Origin of the sequence: Mesorhizobium sp. WSM1497, assembly GCF_001672455.2 — a bacterium.
GTDB classification, from domain to species: domain Bacteria; phylum Pseudomonadota; class Alphaproteobacteria; order Rhizobiales; family Rhizobiaceae; genus Mesorhizobium; species Mesorhizobium ciceri.
Window position 1 is genome coordinate 419,282 of sequence record NZ_CP021071.1, and the last position, 17,746, is coordinate 437,027.

Consider the following 17,746-nt stretch of genomic DNA (forward strand, 5'->3'; position numbering starts at 1 on the left):
GGGCCATTGTCCTTCATATCGTTGGGCGCCCGTCTATCGATAATCCTGCTCCGGAAGCCTTGTGGCGTGCGGCGATGGGATTGCCGGCTTGCTAGAGCGTTTCGGCTGCGCGGCCGCGCCGGAACTGGCATCTGGTAGCGCCATGGCTTGGATCTCCGCTGGGCTGCTGGACAACTCTCCACATGCCTCGAGGTTCCGGATCGCCATGGCAACCTCGCAAGCAGAGGCAAGGCTTCAGCCGGAGCCAACAGCGTGTCTGTCGGCGAGCCATGGGCGGGAAATCTCGCGGATCGAACCGGAATACCACCACCGAACTCAGGCTGAGAAGTAGCGTTCACCATAACCATGCCCCTTTGAGGGTGGTCGCGACAAAAACTCTTCCGGTTCGGGCCCCTTGAAGTCGTCACGGACCTCGTCACCAAAGCCACCTCTTTTGGGCCGGCGCTTCAAATGCGATCAATTGGGTGGTTGCCAACTGCTCCTCGCGCGCTACCTGCTTCGCCCAAGCCGGGCGCGAAGGGTGGAGCGTGCCTTCGGGGATCGAACAAATCCGGAGTGAACGTTGATCGCTCAATTCACCGTAGCGGGCGACGGACTTGCCTACGACATCTGCATTGTCGGAGGTGGCACTGTCGGCCTGGCCATTGCCGCGGCGCTCGAAAATGCAAAGCTACGCGTCTGCGTTCTGGAAGCGGGCGGCAGGTGGCAGACCAATAGATCGCAGGAGCTCTACCACGGCATTGTCGCAGATCCCCTCGTCCACCCGCCTGTCCAGAATTTCCGGATACGAGCGCTGGGAGGATCGAGCCGAGCATGGCGTGGCCGCTGCGTGCCGTTCGATAGCATCGACTTCCAGAAGCGGGAATGGGTGTGCAATTCGGGCTGGCCGATCACCTATGAAACCCTGCTGCCCTACTACCGTCGGGCGCACGAGGTGATCGAGGTCGGGTCTTACGACTACGATCCAACAAGCGCGTTGCCTGGTTCTCGCGTTGAACTATTCGAGGGCGTCGACGGCGATTTGTTCAGGACCCGCCTGGAGCGGTTTAGTCGACCAACCAACGTCTGGAAACGGCTTTCCGGGTTGCTGCGGACTTCGCGTCATATCCACATCTGGTTAAACGCTGCGGCGACGGGAATTCGCCTGGCGCCGAACGGGCGTTGCGTCCACCACATCGACTGTGTTGACTTGAAGGGCACAAAGCGTGAGGTCACGGCTTGCCATTACATTGTAGCCGCCGGCGGCTTTGAGACCACCCGATTGCTACTTGCCTCGATTGATGTGATGCCAGCTGGTATCGGCAACGCCCGAGATCAGCTCGGTCGTTTCTATATGGCCCATCTGGGAGGCACAGTCGGAGCACTAAAGTTGCCGAACGCCCAGCAGGCGGGATGGCGAACAGAACTTTCGCACGGCGAAAGCTGCCCTCCATCGTATTGGGGCCGCGCGCCAATGGGGTCAATCTTGAGTTTCATTCGGAACAGGAGCCGAACCCCGCAAGCAGACTGACGTTGGTGAGCGAACGCGACCGATTGGGTATGCCGAAGCTGCGCGTCGATTGGAAAACCACGAGCAACGATCTCCAAAGCATCGCGCGCGCCTATCGACTGCTCGGTTGGAAGCTGGAGAAGATCGGAGCTACCATTTCAGGATTTGAACCTGGCCATGTGATCGAAATGGCAGGCAAATCAGGCGCCATGGACGGTCATCACCTCGGTACCACGCGAATGTCTGCGAGCCCGACCGACGGGGTTGTTGACGCTGAATGCCGAGTTCATGGACTGATGAACCTGCACATCGCGGGCGGCTCGGTTCTGGCAACATCCAGCCAGGCGAATCCCACCTTGACGATTTTGGCCCTTGGGCTCCGCCTCGCCGACAGGCTTCGCCGGTGATGATCACACCGGCAGCTGCTGAGTGACTGCGCCCAACTCGCGCCTAACGTGGGCTGCTTCATCACATTCGGAGGCCGCTTCCTGTGTGTCAGTCTATCTGCTGCCCGCACGTATCGCGGCAGCGTCTCTAGTTCGCGCCGCGCGAATGTGGGCAAGCTCGCCAGCGAGGCACGCATACTCGTAAGCTGGTGCTTAAGGCTCGTCCGCCACCTTCGCCATCGCTGTGCCATTAAGCGGCGAAAAACGACGCGACCGCGCAGCCTGTTGGCGGCTGTAAAGCATCCGAGCGCAGTTCGTTCGGCCTCGATTGGCGCCTTTTGCAAAGCGCCGTGCAAGAACCGTGGCTCGGAGCAGGCCTTACCCGACTGGAGTCGATAGCGAGGAGAGGAGTGCTTCGTTCAAAATCCCGCCATCGTGCCAACTTGCGCGCTTGATTGTTCCATTTCAGCACGTGCGCCGCTGTCTCCATTTTTGCGACCGCTTGCCCGAAGTCGGGGTTCCTTAAAATCAAAGCGGCCGCCTCGCAACTTCGGCCGTAGTCGTACGTTGTGCGATTCACTGCGTAGGAGTTCACAACATGCCGATAACAACCCGGAAGCAAAAGAGCGACTTTGCCAATGACAAACCCATCTTCGAGGAGGATGCTGCCGTACTGGAGAGCATCGCGGGCCACGAGGATAGACACGGTGCGGGACCGGGCGTTTTGGGGTCCCACGACATCGAACAGCCGATCGGCGCGCAGCCTCGAAGCGAGATCACGGGCCGTCACGACGAGGGAGCCGGCGCAAATGAAACGGTCGACGGGTTGAGCGACACCGAAGAGATGACCCGCAGCTTCGCTGAAGACATCCCTACCGGACGAAGCGAAGGAGATGATGAAGACGTTCCGGTTTTTGAGCGAGGGCGGACCAGAACGGATCTTTGAACCAACGACGATGCTCCGCCCCCGCCGGCTTGGTCGCGTGGCGCTTAGAAGCGCCTGTAGACTGGCTCACCCATAAAGCGCACCGCCGGTCCCTCCCCACGCCGGCGTGGAATTTATACACGTAAGGGCCGACCTGCTCGCTCGTTGTTGGAGATGATGCCGGTTGCAGGGCTCGGATGTTGTTTCATCGGCGTATCAGGCGGCGACGCTCGGCAGGTTAGCAGATCCGAGGGGGGAACAAACCCGGCACGGTGATGGTTCGGTGGCATCAAAAGGTGATTGGGAACGATGGGTAAGAAGCCCAAACAGCCCTCAGAAGCCACGGCGGATCGTGAAAGGGCGATCGAAGCGCTCTACTTTGCGCGCAAGTGCGGCCTCACCAAGGAGGAGGCACTCAAGATGCTCAGGGAAGCCCAAATCAGGATCGATGGTGGACCCAAAAAAAGCTCCGGCAACCGAACTTAGAAGCGATCGTCGATCGCTCGTCACAGCCAGCGGCGGCATGATCTTCTTCACCTCCGACACGCATTTCAACGATCCCCGCATTCTGCGGCTCGGCCCCCGCCCCTTCAGTTCATTGGCGGGGCATGACCAAGCACTGATTGAACTTTGGAACGAGACTGTTGCTCCAAGCGACGAGGTCTGGCACCTCGGCGACTTCGCCAAGGGATCTGCCGAGACAGTGTCTTCGCTGCTGTCCTGCCTCCACGGCACGAAGCACCTGATCATCGGCAACAACGACGGCGTGGTAACGCTCGGCGCTTCGGCTTGGGCAAGCGTCCAACACTACAAGGAGCTAACTGTCGAGGGCAGTTTCCTGGTTCTTTGCCACTACCCGTTCCGCACCTGGAACCAGATCGGCAAGAAATCAATAAACCTGCACGGCCATTCTCATGGCCGGCTGAAGCCAATGACGCGCCAGCACGATGTCGGCGTTGACGCCTGGGATTTTCGCCCAGTGACTTTTGCTGCCATTCAGGCCAGGCGCCGCCGAGGTTAGCGCAACAGAGGGCCGAGCGATCGACGTCTTCACGTCGTGATGCTAGCCGCAAAGAGAAGCCCAGAATCCTGCCCCTGGGAATGCAGCCTTGCCTGGAAGCACCGCAAGTAGAGCGCCCACCCGTCTGCGTGACAACCTTTGGGTGCCGAACCCCCTCGTCACCACGGCGGAGCGCTGGCGCGTCAATCGTTCATCCACCTCGCTCTGAACGAGCTTCAATCGCCGTCCTTGGCGACCTCAATGCCACATTCTTTCTCTGAGCCACTTGAGAAGCCTGTTCCCTCCGATTGACCGGCGGACTCGAGCGGCAGCCCACTGCCCTCTGAACGTGGTTCCGACATGGCAACTGCAGACGATGTCATGCAATTCCCCGTCGGACAGTTCGAAGAAGCGCTTTGCTTCCCCATAGGTGTCATCCTTCAGGCCTAACGCACGCAGTAGCGGGTCCTCGAAGGCCACTGTAATCGGCGAGCCCTCACCGCGCGCCGCGTCGCGAGCTTCGCGCTTCAGATACTCAGTGCCAGTAAGCGCTCTCAGGCGTCGCTCGGGACGTTGTTCCAGCAACTCTGCCCAGCGCTCGATTCGCTGTTGGCGGGTCATGATCGGGTATGTCGACAGGGGTTCTACATCTGCAATTGTCTGCAGTTGGCTTAGAGTTTGGTGTTCCATCGTCGGCTCCTTTTGATCGAAGTCCCTTCCCCACAAAAATTATCGCGCGCCGACGCGCTGACAAGAGCTGGCAAGGCGGCCTTACCCGACAATGGATTGCGAAATGACGAAACAGCGCATTGCTCCGCCGGCGCGCGAAACGATATCTCACTCCTAATCAGACCGAAGACGTTCCGAACGGACAGTTCGCCACCCGCCTACGGCAACTGTTAAATTAGCAACGTCTTATGGAACTTTGGGGCTGGCGTTTCATTTCATCGGCATGGAGGCCACTGTGATCCAAGGTACCGGGACCGGAGCGAACGTGTCGCTGCGCTACTCACTGGTTCTGCCGATATACAACGAAGAACAAGTGCTGCCTCGCCTGGTCGAGCGCATCAGGTTGCTAATCCACCAGCTGGACGGTGAGACCGAGGCTATTTTCGTTGATGACGGAAGCCGCGACGGTAGCGTCAGATACCTTCGGTGCGTGGTTGCCGCCGAGCCTCGTTTTCGGCTGATCGAACTTTCGCGCAATTTTGGGCATCAGATAGCAATTACAGCCGGTATGGACGCCGCCCAGGGGGATGCTGTCATCGTCATGGATGCCGACCTCCAAGACCCACCCGAGGTGGTCCTCGATCTGGTGGCGAAGTGGAAGGAAGGTTTCGAGATTGTCTATGCCCGGCGCGTTAAACGCGAAGGCGAATCTTTGTTCAAGCGCTTCACGGCAAGTCTCTTTTATCGCTTACTGGAAAAGATGACGACCGTCGACATTCCGCGCGACGTTGGAGATTTCCGGTTGGTCGGCCCCAAAGCGCTGAGAACTTTCAGACAGATGCCCGAACAGGATCGCTTCGTCAGGGGCATGTTTGGCTGGATGGGATTCAAGCAGGCGGCGGTGCCGTTCGAACGTCCAGCACGAGCCCTTGGCCAGACCAAATATCCATTCTGGAAGATGGTGCATCTTGCTGCTCACGCCATCGTCAGCTTCTCGGAACGGCCGCTGCGCCTGGCGCTCTGGGGTGGCTTGGCCATTTCTGCGCTGGCCGTCGCCTTTGGTGCGTTTGCAATTTATGCCTGGGCTTTTGAAACCGGCGTTGTTGCCGGCTGGACCTCGACCGTGATGATTGTATCGCTCCTGTGCGGCATCAACCTTTTCATGACCGGCGTAGTCGGGATGTATGTCGGAAGCATCCACGCTGAAGTGAAACGGCGCCCACTTTACGTGATCGATCGCCTCACCGGCTTCGACCGGGCGATGCCTGCCGTTCCCGTCAAGAACCGACGATCGTCTCGAAAATCCCGGATTGGAGTGCCGGCCAATGTCCGAACTCTTCGACAGTTATAGATCGATCTATGACGAGACAGTCCAGGGATCGATCCGATTTTCGGGGCTTAAGCACGACTTCTTTCTTAAGGCCAAGGCCGAGTTTCTGCGACGCGTTGTGGTTGAACGAGGGCTGGGCCCTGATGGCTCGGGTGTGCGGGCGCTTGATGTCGGCTGCGGCGTAGGCGTTCTCCATCCATTTCTCAAAGGCGCCTTCGCGTCCCTGGACGGCTGCGACATCTCGCCGGACTCCATCCTGCGTGCCAGGGAGGAAAATCCTGGCGTCATGTACAAGGTCTGCTCCAGCCTGACCCTGCCATACGACAACGGCGTCTTCGATCTGGCCTTCGCCAGCTGCGTCGTCCATCATGTACCGCCAGCTTCCTGGCTTGAGTTCGTACGCGAGATGCGGCGCGTCCTTCGCCCGGGCGGTGTCGCCTGCATCATCGAGCATAATCCCTATAACCCGCTGACGCGTCTGGCTGTGTTCCGGTGTCCCTTCGACCGAGATGCCGTGCTGCTCAGCGCAGCCAAAACAGCGTCACTCTTGCAGATGACAGGCTTCACGAACATCCGGTCCGAGCACTTCCTGCTGCTGCCGTCAGGCAGACCGTTTGCCCGAAACGTCGAGCGCATGCTCGCCCGCGTGCCGTTGGGAGCACAGTATGTGTCTAGTGCGCGTGCCTGAGCACCTGTCTCCCGGCGACGACGCGCTCACGCTGCTGGCACGCTTCGGCATGGTCGGCATCTCTGCCACAATTCTGTATGCCGCTTTGGTTGCCGCTTTTTCCAAATCGCAACTGCTCGGTTTCACGCCCATCCAGGCTTCGCTTGGGGCATATGCCGCAGCCACCTTGTTTTCGTATCTCGCGCACAAATACCTGACGTTCGTGTCGGGCCGGTCGCATCGAACCGCAGCGCCACGTTTTCTCCTGCTGGCGGCAACAGGCTTTGCCATTGCCTATGGCGCGCCGGCACTTATGACGGTGAAGCTGGGCTTGCCGCTCGTCGTTCCCGTCCTGATTACGTGCCTGCTCGTTCCCACCATCAATTTCTTCGTCCTTGACCGGTGGGTTTTTGCCGATCGCCGTCCCGGTCGGCAGGGCAACCGCTCCCGCCAGCGGCGATAATACTTAAACGGCGTCCAGTCGAAACGACACCAATTTGATGGAGCGTTTGTAAATGCTGCTGGCGGCCTTGCTGGGCGGGATCCCGTCGAGATAGTCAAACGTCATCTCGAACGTGCTGGCGTTCGAAAAAGCTGCGTGCGGAATGAAGAACGAGACGGTCATGGGTTGCTTGCCCGACAGCGTAACCTTATGCACGGATACGCCATGGACTGAGATAATCACCCTCTGGGTCATCTGTGGCGGACGAACGACAGCGGCCATTTGTAGCGTTGCCTTTAGGCCGTCGCGAAGCGGCGGTATCTGCAGGCGGAGCCGCGAGGTTTCACCCAGCGAATGCGTGCCGTCGGCTGCTGGCCCCGACCAGCCACAAACTTTCATGCCGGAAGCCCGTTTGGCGCCGTCGGACCGGAAGGACACTGTCTGGCCGAGTGAGTAGATGCCAACGGTATCGCGGTTGAGGCAGGTTGTCGTGCGGTCGATGTAATAGGCCCGATAGTCGGGGTGGACATTCGGATGGAGAGCCAGCGCAAGGATGAGGATTTCTGACACGGCCAAAGCCGCGGCGAGCGCGTAACACCCAAGCGAGATCGCGCGTGCGTAGGGGTTGCCGACGTCAGACCAAAGCAAGGTAGCCCCCAATCCATGCCACTGTCATGAAATAGCAGGCGACCAGAAAGAGAAACAAAGCGGCTATCCAGGTCAGTTTCGATGCCGACAGCAAGAACGCCATCAACAGTATCAGAGGCGCAAGCCCAATGACGTATCTGACCATGGAGGCCAGATTCGTAATCAATGGCACGACAATGCTGATCGCGCAAAAGATACCAGCGCCATATTGCTTGCGAGCCATCAGCACGACTGATAGCGCCAGCCCGGCGATTGCCGCGAGCGCACTCCATTGCGGCGCCGTGGGCAGCCACCCGGTCTTGGGAAACGCTGAGAGGCCGTCCCACAGAAACAGGATCGGGTTCCCAGCCACTCGTCCAAAGGCGCGTTGGACGTGCAGGAACGCAAAGCCGTCGCCGACAGTGACATACAAAAACAGGATGTAAGCGAACAAGCCGGCAGGCGAGATCAAGATAGCGACGAGCAGATCCGGCCGACCGAGCACCCAACGAGGAAAGGAGAGTGGTGAGCCGCCCCCTTTCCGATGCTGTTGGAACATTTCAATGACGGTCGCAAAGACGACAAGGACCCCAACAAGCCGCGTTGCCGAGAGGAGCGCTGACGAGATGCCAGCGGCGGGATAGCTGGAGCGTTTGAGTGCCAGGAAAACGCTCGAGGTCAGGAGCACGAAAAGAGGTTCGGAAAGGAAAGTGGTGAAGTGGAAGGAGAACGGGCCACTAAGCAAAAAAGCGCAGTACAGCACATAGGCCTGCATGTTCTTCTTCAGCAGCGGCCATGCCACCAGACATGCGGCGTAGCTGCATGCAAGTGAAGCGACGGTTGCGACCACTATCGTGGGGAAAGGAAAAATCGCTCGGATCACCGCTACCAGCAACGGGTAGAATGGAAAGAAGCCCCATCGTCCGACATTGCTTTGGTTCGGGATGGGAAAGCGCTCGTAGCCGCGTTCGGAAATGTCCACATACCAGTGGCAATCCCATCGGCAGAGCGCACGAGCATAAGACTCGAAGCCTGGCTCTGCCAATGTTGAAGCAACAGCGGCATAACGGATGGCAAGGCCAGTGAAACCGAACAGGAGCGGGACTGCCACCACCGCTGCCGCTACCATGTGGCGCCTGTTGATCGTCGGGCCGTAGTCGGGGAAAATCTCGAACTGCTCTGCGCCCTTCATCGACGGCGCATCGCCGGGGCTCTTGATGGCCGGGACGAGATTGTCAGTCCCGGATTTTCTCATCGCGAAGCACCGGCGCGGCGCGTTTCCATCCCCTGATGGGAGCCCGCTTCGACTGTGACCAAACCGCCGACCGTGGCCTTGCCAGCTTCATAGTCGACCGGCGTGGCGTGGCCCGGCGCCTTTGCCTTCTCCGGCGCGTTGCTTGCCCGACGGTCGTCGCGCAGTTCCAGATGAGTGACGCCGCCTGCCGTCACCTCGAGCCCAAAGTCGATGCCAGTCTGTCTCTGCGCCATGTGAGAGATTCTGGAGCGCGGCCGGCGGTCGTCAAGAGGTTGCTAATATTCGAACGGCAAAGGGCAACAATCCTTTGCCTGCATCACATATCAGTTCATTTTGAACCAGCCTTCGGGAACGCCTAAGGGCCGCGTTCGGCACCTTTGCCAAGGCGCGTTGTAACGAGCCGCAGCAACCGTTTGCATTCCGGCTCATGACGCAAAGCTCCGGCCAAGGACTCTTTTCAGGCCGGTCGTGCCAAGCGGCCACGGCCCCAAGTCGCGCATGTCGACCTGCTAGCAACAGACCAAGGAAATCATAATTTGTCGAGCTCGCCGCTTCTCGTATGGACCGGTCGTTGTCGCCGTTTTGATGACCTCGGGACGATCGTGGGGCCAAATTGCTTGCCTAGTGGAGGTCAGCGTCGTCGACGGGCGGAGGCGCGAAGACCGAGATCGCCTTTGGATGGACCTTGAAATGGGCTGGTGTTGAGGTGACGATCTCACCATCGGTGTTGACCGGCATCGGCTTCTCCGTCTCGATGTCGAACTCGACGCACCTAGCCGTGCGCACCTCTCGCCAGGCGCCATGCCTTCCAGACCGGAAGGAGCGGAGCATCAGTGCCAGCTTCCAGAGGTTCGTCATTTCCAAGCTGTAAAGATCGAGATGTCCGTCATCGATCTCGGCCGTCTCTTCCACCACGTTGCCGCCGCCGTAATGGCGACCGTTTCCCACCGCAATCTGGTAGGTTTCGACGTCGGTCGACGCGCCTTTCTCAATAATCTTCGCGTGGAATCGCGTGGCCCGCGTCAACACTTTCACCGCCGCCAGCGCATAGCCGAGCCTGCCGAAACGCTTCTTCAAAGTGGGATCCAGACCCTTCGCCAATTCAGTGCTGAGTTCGATACTCGCAACGTTGAAGAAGGCATTGCCATTGACCGTGCCGATATCGATCTGCCGGAGTCGGCCCCGCACGATCACGTCAGCGGCCTGCAGAAGATCCATAGGGATGTCGAGTGTGCGAGCGAGGTCATTAGCCGTTCCCATAGGAATAATGCCCATCGGCAGGCGGCTTTCCACTACAGCCATCGCCGCCGCCGACAACGAACCATCGCCACCGCACACGACCACAAGGTCCGCCGTTTGGCGCAAGCGAACGATGTCACGAGCGATCTCCGGCAACGCCTCGAACTTTTCGACAGTGACAGAAAGCCGGCCGCGCTCCAGCCGCTCCACAATCGGGGCGATCAGCTCCTGGCCGCGCCGCGCCTTTGGATTGAGGAGCAGCAATGCGCGCCTTTTGGCCAGTTTGCTCATTCAAAGATCGATCCGATGGTTCATAACGCATGCACACAAGGCGGCTGTTCATTCGACCGCAGCCGACGTTTTTGGCTCTCCGGACCTACCTCCACCGCGGTTGCGAACGGCGCAATTTTTTGACCTCCAGCGGCCCCTGGATCGCTATCCGAGTTCGTGGCCGTCACGCCGTGCACAACCGTCCTGGCAATTTCGCACAGGTTCTGGTGGTGCGTGAGATAGACCACTTGGCCAGCACATGCCATTCCCAACAAGCTGAAACCTCCTCGGAGAGGACATGGTCGAAGGAATGATCATCGGCGCGCCTATTTATCGCGGAAGAGGTTGAAGCGCGGTCGATCGCATCGCGGATATATCCGGGGCGGATTTGCAGTCCGTCCTTCAGCGCGCCGCTTTGATGCTCCGGAACGTCGCCGGCGTCCCGCTGGAGCCTGAGACAGAAGATGCGCTCAAGCCCATTGCCGGAGAGATTTAAATCGGCAGCGCCAGATCGGCCTGGCTCTGTAAAATCTGGGAGCCGGTCGCGATTGGCCGGAACCAAACAGAACAGCCGTAATTATCAGCCGAGGGAAGCAACCGCATAGGAAGCGGAACGATGGCTGAAATTCTTGAAACTTGGCAGTTCAAGGTTGCGCTTCAAACGTGCTGAGAAATCGTTGAGGCGCGCAAAGGAAGAAACGGACAGGAAAAATGGCGTGGTGAATATCGCCCTGTGCTGCAGGGTCCGGGCAGCTCAACAGCGCGTGACGGAGGCCTCGGGAGCGCCAGACCAATATCTATACGCGGGCGGCCTCCAAATCACCCCCGAATGGACATGAAATGGCGAGGAGTTGCCGTCATGACAATACTGTTTGAGCCGCTGGACTCGGATTACCATAAGCGCAGCGTGCTTTACCACGCCACGCGGTTGTCGATGCTCCACGATCGAATGCTGATGCGTTTCGACAAGGTAGACGAAGCGGCCGATAAGGTTGAAGCCGCAGCGGCCGTGCTGGTCGATATCACCCACGGCTCTGCCCTCGACGCGTTCCAGAACTCGGTGTTGCGGAATTCGTCGGCAGATTTCCTTCAGATGGAAACGGGTCAGACCCTCGGCCTCTGATCTGCGAGGAATGGCCGCAAGCGTTCGGCGGCTAGGGGGAACGTGGTCCCGCATCCGCGCCCGATCGGCAGGGCTCTCGCGGGTGCCCGCCAGACTTGCGATTCAGGTCCAAGGTTCCGCTCCGAAGCCTGCCACGTTTCGGCAGCATTGTCGTTTGTGCGCGCTCTTCGCCCAACCGGCCCCAGTCGCCCCACTTCACGCTCAAGCCAGCTTTCGCCTGACGGACGCGTCTTGCCCCTCGGGCATTTACCTTTTGATAACCCTCCTGAGTTTGAAGACAAAACCTATCGGCTCCTTTTGCCTTGCATCGTGTTAGGGCTTGGAACAAACCAACGGAGCTGCAAGCAAAATGGCCACCGTAATCAACGCCAAGGGCGTTCCGCTCCCCTATAGTGGGTCCTCCGCAAGGTGGTACTCGGCGACCAATTCGGGCCCGGCCCTCTACGGCAGCATCTACAACGATTCGCTGTATGGCGACGGCAGCGTCGGCGTTACGATGTATGGCGGCCAGGGCGACGATATCTACTACCTGTACTCCGCGAAAAACAAAGCGGCGGAGCTGCCCAACGAGGGCATCGATACGATCTCGACCTGGATGAGCTACAGGCTGCCGGCGAATTTTGAGAATCTGACGGTCACCGGCGATAAACAATATGCCTTCGGAAACGCATTGAACAATATCGTCGTCGGCGGTTCCGGCCAGCAGACGCTCGACGGCTTGAAGGGCGACGACGTTCTCAAGGGTGGCTCCGGCGCTGACATTTTCGTCGTCAAACCAGGCAATGGTAGCGACCTTATTCTCGACTTCGGCGCCGACGACACCGTGCGCGTCGGAGGCTACGGCTTCCTCTCTTTCGACCAGGTGCACGCCAACATGGTGCAGTCGGGATCGAACGTCCGACTTACCCTGTCGCCAACCGAGTTTCTCGTCTTCGAGAACAAGACCATCGACCAGTTCAGCGCCAACCAGTTCGATCTCGCCCTGGACAAGTCGCATCTGACGCTCACCTTCTCGGACGAGTTCAATACGTTGAACCTGCAAAGCGGTTCTAGCGGGACCTGGGATACGAACTTCTGGTGGGGTGCTCCGAACGGCAGCTCGCTCACCACCAACAGCGAGCTTCAGTGGTATATCGACAGCAGCTACGCTCCCACGAGTTCGGTCAACCCGTTCAGCGTACAGGACGGTGTTCTCACCATTACGGCCGCCCGGGCTCCCGATGCGATCAAGCCATACATAAACAACTATGATTACACGTCAGGTCTGCTGACGACCTACCATTCCTTCGCACAGACCTACGGCTATTTCGAAATTCGAGCCGACATGCCCGAAAAGCAGGGTGCATGGCCGGCCTTCTGGCTTCTTCCGGCGGATGGATCCTGGCCGCCGGAACTGGACGTCGTGGAGATGGTCGGCCAGGATCCCAACAAGCTCACCCTGACCAGCCACTCGAATGCCACGGGGTCGCATACGAAAGTGACCTCGACCGTATATGCAGCGGATACCGAAGGGTTCCACAAATATGGGGTGCTTTGGACCCCAAGCGAACTGGTCTGGTATTTCGACGATGTAGAAGTTGCCCGCGCACCAACGCCTGCCGACATGCACAAGCCAATGTATATGTTGGTCGACCAGGCTGTCGGCGGCATGGCGGGAGCGCCCGCCGACGGGCTTGCCACCCCTTCTGAAATGCACGTCGACTATGTTCATGCCTACGCGCTGAATGACTGGTTCATCTAGATGCCATGCTGGAAGATGGAGTGAAACCGACACCCTTCGCCAACCGGTCTTGGACGCGTTCATTGCCGCTTGCGCCCGCGCTGGACCCGAGGTGAAGGACGATGTCTCACTCCCACCCTTCTGAGCCGCCGCGAACAACGCTCACGGCCGTATTGGCTTCCTTTCGCCGGGCATTCGCCGGCATCGCGTTGATGAGCGGGGTCGTCAATGTCCTGGCGCTGACCGGCTCGTTCTTCATGCTGCAGGTCTACGATCGCGTCATCCCCGGCCGCAGCGTGCCGACGCTTGTCGGCCTTTGCGTGTTTGCGGGCACGCTGTTCCTCTTCCAGGGCGTTCTTGAGCTGATCCGATCGCGGCTGCTGGTGCGTATCGGCATGGCGCTCGATGCGCGGCTCAGCGGGCAGGTCTACACCGCACTGATGCGTCTGCCGTTGCGCACGAAGCTTCCCGGCGATGGCTTGCAGTCATTGCGGGACCTCGATCAGGTCCGATCGTTCCTGTCGAGCGCTGGGCCGACCGCGCTGTTCGACCTGCCCTGGATGCCGCTTTATCTCGCAATCTGTTTCCTGTTCCATTTCTGGATCGGCATGACCGCGCTCTTGGGCGCCATCATTCTGTTTGGCCTGACCTTACTGGCGGAACTGCGCACGAGGGAGACGGCGAAACGTGCTAACAGCCAGGCCGCTTCGCGCAACACGCTGGCGGAAGCGACACGCCGCAACGTCGAGGTGCTTCAGGCAATGGGTTTTGGCCCACGCATTGCCGATCGCTGGTCTGCCGTCAACGCCGACTATCTCAAGACGAATGCCAAGGCGAGCGATTTGGCGGGGACGCTCGGAACGATTTCGAAAGTCGTGCGCATGATGCTTCAATCCGGCATCCTGGCGATCGGCGCCTGGCTCGTCATCCATCAGGAGGCAACAGGAGGCATCATGATTGCCAGCTCGATCATGATGAGCCGGGCGCTGGCACCGATTGAACTCGCGATCGTGCATTGGAAGAGCTTCGTCAGCGCCCGCCAGGCCTGGGCCCGCCTCACCCACCTTCTGGGGCTGCTGCCCGAGGCTGCAACAACTGTCTCGCTGCCTCCGCCGTCGTTTCGCCTCTCGGTAGAGCGCATCAGTGTGGCGCCGCCGGGCGAGCGCCGCCTTGTCGTCCAGGATGCGGGGTTCGTGCTGGAGAAGGGCGCCGGCCTCGGCATCATCGGTCCGAGCGCTTCGGGAAAATCCTCGCTCGTCAGAGCCATCGCCGGCGTCTGGCTGCCAGTGCGCGGTACCGTCAGGCTCGACGGTGCGACGCTCGACCAGTGGTCGTCGGACGACCTCGGCAAGCATGTCGGATATCTGCCGCAGGATGTCGAGCTGTTCGACGGCACCATTGCCGAGAACATAGCTCGCTTCGAACCCGAACCCCCCTCGGACAAAATACTGACCGCTGCGCGCGCCGCCGGTGTTCATGATCTGGTGGTTCACCTGCCTGAAGGTTATGAAACGCGTATCGGCGAGGCCGGGTCGGCGCTTTCGGCGGGCCAGCGACAGAGGGTCGCCTTGGCGCGTGCTCTCTATGGCGATCCGTTTCTTGTCATACTCGACGAGCCGAATTCCAATCTCGATGCCGATGGCGAAGCCGCCTTGACGGCGGCGATCCAGGGCGTGCGCGACAGAGGCGGCATGGCCATCGTGGTGGCGCATCGCCCGAGTGCATTGCAAAGTCTTGACCAGATCCTTGTCATGACGAACGGCAGCATCCAGGCCTTTGGCCCGAAGAATGAGATCATGACCAAGGTGACCCGTCCCATCAGCGTTCCGTTGAAAGTTGTCCCAAGTCCTGAAGAGGCGGCGCTCTGATGCCGGAGAGGGCGACATCGGTGATCGACCGGGCCATTCGACGTTATCTGCTTGGCGGCATTGCGACCTCCATCCTACTGGTCGGTGGAGCGGGCAGCCTTGCCGCCGTGATCGACCTCTCTGGCGCGGTCATTGGATCGGGAAAGCTGGTTGTCGATTCCAGCGTCAAAAAGGTGCAGCATCCGACGGGCGGCGTGGTCGGCCAAATCTTCGTGCGCGAAGGCGACGCCGTGCAAGCGGGACAGGTTCTGATTCATCTGGATGAAACCGTCACCCGCGCCAATCTGGCTATAGTCACCAAGAGCGCGGATGAACTCGATGCCCGCCTGGCACGTCTCAAGGCCGAGCGCGATGGTGCGGACGCAATCGGTTTTCCGCCGTCGCTGACGTCTCGGCGGGCCGATCCGGATGTTGGCGGCACAATGGCCGGCGAGCGATCGCTGTTCGAGTTCCGCCGACAGGCACGCGCCGGCCAGAAGGCGCAGTTGGCGGAACGTATCTCGCAGCTCGCGGAAGAGGTCTCCGGCCTGACCGAGCAACGAGACGCCAAGAGCCAGGAAGTCAAGCTGATCGGAACCGAGCTCGCGGGCATGCGCACATTATGGGAGCGCAAGCTGGTCTCGATCGATCGCATCACCGCGCTCGAGCGCGAGGCCGTGCGGCTGGAGGCTGAACACGGGCAGTTGATCGCGGCGATAGCGCAGTCGAAAGGTCACACGTCGGAAATCCGCCTGCAGATCATCCAGATCGATCAGGATCTGCGCAGCGAAGTCGCCACGGAGCTGCGTGAGGTCCAGGCAAAACTCTCGGAGCTAGTCGAACGCAAGGTATCGGCCGAGGACCAGCTCAAGCGCATAGACATTCGAAGCCCGCAGGCCGGCGTCGTCCTTCAGCTTGCTGTACATACGATTGGGGGTGTCATCACTGCGGGCGAACCGGTCATGCTCATCGTGCCGGTCGCGGACCGACTGACCGTCGAAGCCCGTGTCGCTCCACAGGACATCGATCAGCTGAAACAGGGGCAGGAGGCGACGCTGCGGCTTTCGGCCTTCAATCAGCGGACCACGCCTGAACTCAACGGAACCGTCAGCAAGATCTCCGCCGATCTCAGCACCGACGAGCGCACCGGCGCCGGTTATTACACCGTGCATATCGTTTTGCCGCGCACGGAACTTGCCAGACTCAAAAGACTGACCCTGGCGCCCGGCATGCCGGTCGAGGTATTCTTCACGACCAGCAGCCGCACGATGCTGTCCTATCTCGTCAAGCCTCTGGCCGATCAGATCCAGCGAGCATTCCGGGAGGAGTGAAGCGCGCCTGGGCTGCAGCGACCGTTCCCGCCGCGAGCATTCATCGGTTGGGAAATTGGCAGAATGCTGCTTTCGGTTTATTGATCCTCGACGACTCCCTGCTGGGCTCGATCCACTGGCCGCCTCCGAGGTAAAAGGCATTGGGACGTCGAACGCGGGCAGGTTGGCTTCAATGCTCAACCAGCCTAGGGGTTAAGGACCGAGTGAAGCCGCGCCTTGAGGGTGGCTGCAGCATGCCAGGACATAGCCGACCGAGTTCTGCCGCGTCCGGCATGGCCAAAAATAGGAATTGATCCCTCGCCCGAGTCAATTCTTGCTTGACATTTATGTTCCCGTTCTGTTCCCTCACCGAGCCTGCCGGAAAGGCCAACTGCCATGCTCATGCCGATCATCACGTAAGGCCCTCAAAGGGATGAACCTGCTCAACGGCCAACTTAGGAGCGACTTGATGTGCTCCCTCCATCACGCGTGCGACACGCTAGGAGGAACCGCGATGGGAACGATGTACTTCGATGCCGAGGTCAAAGCCGAGTTGCACTCTGAAGCCGTGAAGCTTGTCGCCCGCTACGAAAGCCCGCTTGAGACCGTGAAGGCCCTGATGGCCTACAACCGCGAGCCAGAGACTCAGATACTCGCCATAGCCCAGGCATCCGGGGATAGGTTCCATTGGCTACGACGATACGCCCCCTGTTGTAGGATGACCGGCGTGGACATTGCGAAGTCCCGCCCTATGGCTAGGATAGCGCGGATGAACGGAACGACCTCTGAGGCAGCTTGTGCTGACGCACTCGCGGCGCTCCGCACGGCAGGCTAGGCCGGAAAACGAAGTTGCCCATAAACTGATCGGAGGAGACTTGGTATTGCGACCCCTCGCGCGACCTCGGCAGGTTGAATCGTTCCCGGCGTGACAGGAGAGCTTTTTGGCCATGCATGACCTTATCGCTTTCATTCAAAGCAACTCTGCGCTGGTGGCGGCTAACCCGCTGGCCTTTTCTACGTCTGCCGTATTGTTCGGCGGCGGCGGCTTTGCCGTTGGGCGCTATTTCCTTGCGGAGCGAATTGCCAATCTGGAAAGCCGGATTGCGCGGCGCGACGAGGAGATCACGGACCTGAAGGCCAAGCAGAAAGCACCGGAGCCGGAAGTCCCTGTGCCTCTGTTCGAGATGACAGAGATTCTTCCCCCTGCGCCACCCAACTTTCACCGGCTGTTGGTGAAAGACACCCTGCATGTCAAATAATTGCTCTCCCAACCCAAAGCACCCAGGCTGATCGCAACCACGGCCTTCGACAATGAGACCGGCGACCTGCAAACCGGCAAGCATGCTGGCCTCATTGCGTGGTCGCGCGAGGGTAACCCTTCGGTGGCTTATGGCGAGCCGACGACTCTGTTTGCGGGTGGCGACGTGCCGGACATGGAATAGCTGGA

20 protein-coding genes are annotated in these 17,746 nt (G+C 59.8%); 15 read left to right on the forward strand and 5 right to left on the reverse strand.

What is annotated here, in order from left to right; genetic code table 11:
• Positions 1 to 562: 562 nt before the first annotated feature.
• The 5 genes from A9K65_RS34470 (at position 563) to A9K65_RS34485 (ending at position 3,821) form a co-directional block, all read left to right on the forward strand.
• The gene (locus A9K65_RS34470) at positions 563 to 1,510 is read left to right on the forward strand and encodes an FAD-dependent oxidoreductase (protein ID WP_064993597.1); all 948 of its coding nucleotides are present in this window, start codon (positions 563 to 565) and stop codon (positions 1,508 to 1,510) included.
• Between the two features lie 5 nt (positions 1,511 to 1,515).
• Positions 1,516 to 1,896, forward strand: a complete 381-nt coding sequence (locus A9K65_RS35840; protein WP_198327707.1) for a GMC family oxidoreductase — start codon at positions 1,516 to 1,518, stop codon at positions 1,894 to 1,896.
• A 577-nt stretch (positions 1,897 to 2,473) separates the two neighbouring features.
• Positions 2,474 to 2,821, forward strand: a complete 348-nt coding sequence (locus A9K65_RS34475) for a hypothetical protein (RefSeq protein ID WP_027161854.1) — start codon at positions 2,474 to 2,476, stop codon at positions 2,819 to 2,821.
• A gap of 288 nt (positions 2,822 to 3,109) precedes the next feature.
• On the forward strand, positions 3,110 to 3,286 hold the full coding sequence (locus A9K65_RS34480; protein WP_084015754.1) for a hypothetical protein: 177 nt from the start codon (positions 3,110 to 3,112) through the stop codon (positions 3,284 to 3,286).
• Between the two features lie 37 nt (positions 3,287 to 3,323).
• Positions 3,324 to 3,821, forward strand: coding sequence for a metallophosphoesterase (locus A9K65_RS34485; RefSeq protein WP_013525087.1), 498 nt, complete (start codon positions 3,324 to 3,326; stop codon positions 3,819 to 3,821).
• Positions 3,822 to 4,058: 237 nt separating this feature from the next.
• Here A9K65_RS34485 and A9K65_RS34490 read toward each other — a convergent pair whose 3' ends face one another.
• Complete coding sequence (locus A9K65_RS34490) at positions 4,059 to 4,490, reverse strand: hypothetical protein (protein ID WP_027161853.1); 432 nt, start codon at positions 4,488 to 4,490, stop codon at positions 4,059 to 4,061.
• A gap of 304 nt (positions 4,491 to 4,794) precedes the next feature.
• Here A9K65_RS34490 and A9K65_RS34495 point away from each other — a divergent pair, with 304 nt between their 5' ends.
• The 3 genes from A9K65_RS34495 to A9K65_RS34505 are packed head-to-tail and all read left to right on the forward strand — an operon-like array spanning position 4,795 to position 6,929.
• Positions 4,795 to 5,820: a glycosyltransferase family 2 protein gene (locus tag A9K65_RS34495; RefSeq protein ID WP_224673147.1), complete on the forward strand. Its 1,026-nt coding sequence runs from the start codon at positions 4,795 to 4,797 to the stop codon at positions 5,818 to 5,820.
• Complete coding sequence (locus tag A9K65_RS34500) at positions 5,795 to 6,487, forward strand: class I SAM-dependent methyltransferase (RefSeq protein WP_013525084.1); 693 nt, start codon at positions 5,795 to 5,797, stop codon at positions 6,485 to 6,487. The genes A9K65_RS34495 and A9K65_RS34500 overlap by 26 nt, the downstream gene beginning before the upstream one ends.
• Positions 6,480 to 6,929 (forward strand): GtrA family protein, encoded by a 450-nt coding sequence (locus tag A9K65_RS34505; protein ID WP_224673146.1) that lies wholly within the window; start codon positions 6,480 to 6,482, stop codon positions 6,927 to 6,929. The genes A9K65_RS34500 and A9K65_RS34505 overlap by 8 nt, the downstream gene beginning before the upstream one ends.
• Positions 6,930 to 6,932: 3 nt before the next feature.
• Here the strand turns inward: A9K65_RS34505 and A9K65_RS34510 are convergent, their stop codons facing one another.
• The 4 genes from A9K65_RS34510 to A9K65_RS34525 form a co-directional block, all read right to left on the reverse strand.
• Positions 6,933 to 7,556, reverse strand: coding sequence for a hypothetical protein (locus A9K65_RS34510; protein WP_013525082.1), 624 nt, complete (start codon positions 7,554 to 7,556; stop codon positions 6,933 to 6,935).
• Positions 7,543 to 8,790: a hypothetical protein gene (locus A9K65_RS34515; protein WP_013525081.1), complete on the reverse strand. Its 1,248-nt coding sequence runs from the start codon at positions 8,788 to 8,790 to the stop codon at positions 7,543 to 7,545. Before A9K65_RS34515 ends, A9K65_RS34510 begins: the two co-directional genes overlap by 14 nt.
• Positions 8,787 to 9,023 carry a hypothetical protein gene (locus A9K65_RS34520; protein ID WP_013525080.1) on the reverse strand — a complete coding sequence of 79 codons (237 nt, stop codon included), beginning with the start codon at positions 9,021 to 9,023 and terminating at the stop codon, positions 8,787 to 8,789. The genes A9K65_RS34515 and A9K65_RS34520 overlap by 4 nt, the downstream gene beginning before the upstream one ends.
• Before the next feature lie 388 nt (positions 9,024 to 9,411).
• Positions 9,412 to 10,320 carry a lipid kinase gene (locus A9K65_RS34525; protein WP_064993599.1) on the reverse strand — a complete coding sequence of 303 codons (909 nt, stop codon included), beginning with the start codon at positions 10,318 to 10,320 and terminating at the stop codon, positions 9,412 to 9,414.
• Positions 10,321 to 11,158: 838 nt separating this feature from the next.
• Here A9K65_RS34525 and A9K65_RS34535 point away from each other — a divergent pair.
• The 7 genes from A9K65_RS34535 (at position 11,159) to A9K65_RS34565 (ending at position 17,741) form a co-directional block, all read left to right on the forward strand.
• The gene (locus tag A9K65_RS34535) at positions 11,159 to 11,422 is read left to right on the forward strand and encodes a hypothetical protein (RefSeq protein ID WP_013525078.1); all 264 of its coding nucleotides are present in this window, start codon (positions 11,159 to 11,161) and stop codon (positions 11,420 to 11,422) included.
• Between the two features lie 349 nt (positions 11,423 to 11,771).
• Positions 11,772 to 13,163 (forward strand): family 16 glycosylhydrolase, encoded by a 1,392-nt coding sequence (locus tag A9K65_RS34540; protein WP_064993600.1) that lies wholly within the window; start codon positions 11,772 to 11,774, stop codon positions 13,161 to 13,163.
• 101 nt (positions 13,164 to 13,264) lie between these two features.
• Entirely contained in the window at positions 13,265 to 15,010 is a 1,746-nt protein-coding gene (locus A9K65_RS34545) for a type I secretion system permease/ATPase (RefSeq protein ID WP_064993601.1), read from the forward strand.
• Positions 15,010 to 16,320, forward strand: a complete 1,311-nt coding sequence (locus A9K65_RS34550) for an HlyD family type I secretion periplasmic adaptor subunit (RefSeq protein WP_064993602.1) — start codon at positions 15,010 to 15,012, stop codon at positions 16,318 to 16,320. Before A9K65_RS34545 ends, A9K65_RS34550 begins: the two co-directional genes overlap by 1 nt.
• Positions 16,321 to 16,813: 493 nt before the next feature.
• Entirely contained in the window at positions 16,814 to 17,134 is a 321-nt protein-coding gene (locus A9K65_RS36420) for a hypothetical protein (protein ID WP_245322225.1), read from the forward strand.
• Positions 17,135 to 17,246: 112 nt separating this feature from the next.
• The gene (locus A9K65_RS34560) at positions 17,247 to 17,558 is read left to right on the forward strand and encodes a hypothetical protein (protein WP_064993603.1); all 312 of its coding nucleotides are present in this window, start codon (positions 17,247 to 17,249) and stop codon (positions 17,556 to 17,558) included.
• Positions 17,559 to 17,741, forward strand: coding sequence for a hypothetical protein (locus A9K65_RS34565; protein WP_064993604.1), 183 nt, complete (start codon positions 17,559 to 17,561; stop codon positions 17,739 to 17,741). It abuts the gene before it with no gap.
• Positions 17,742 to 17,746 lie beyond the last annotated feature (5 nt).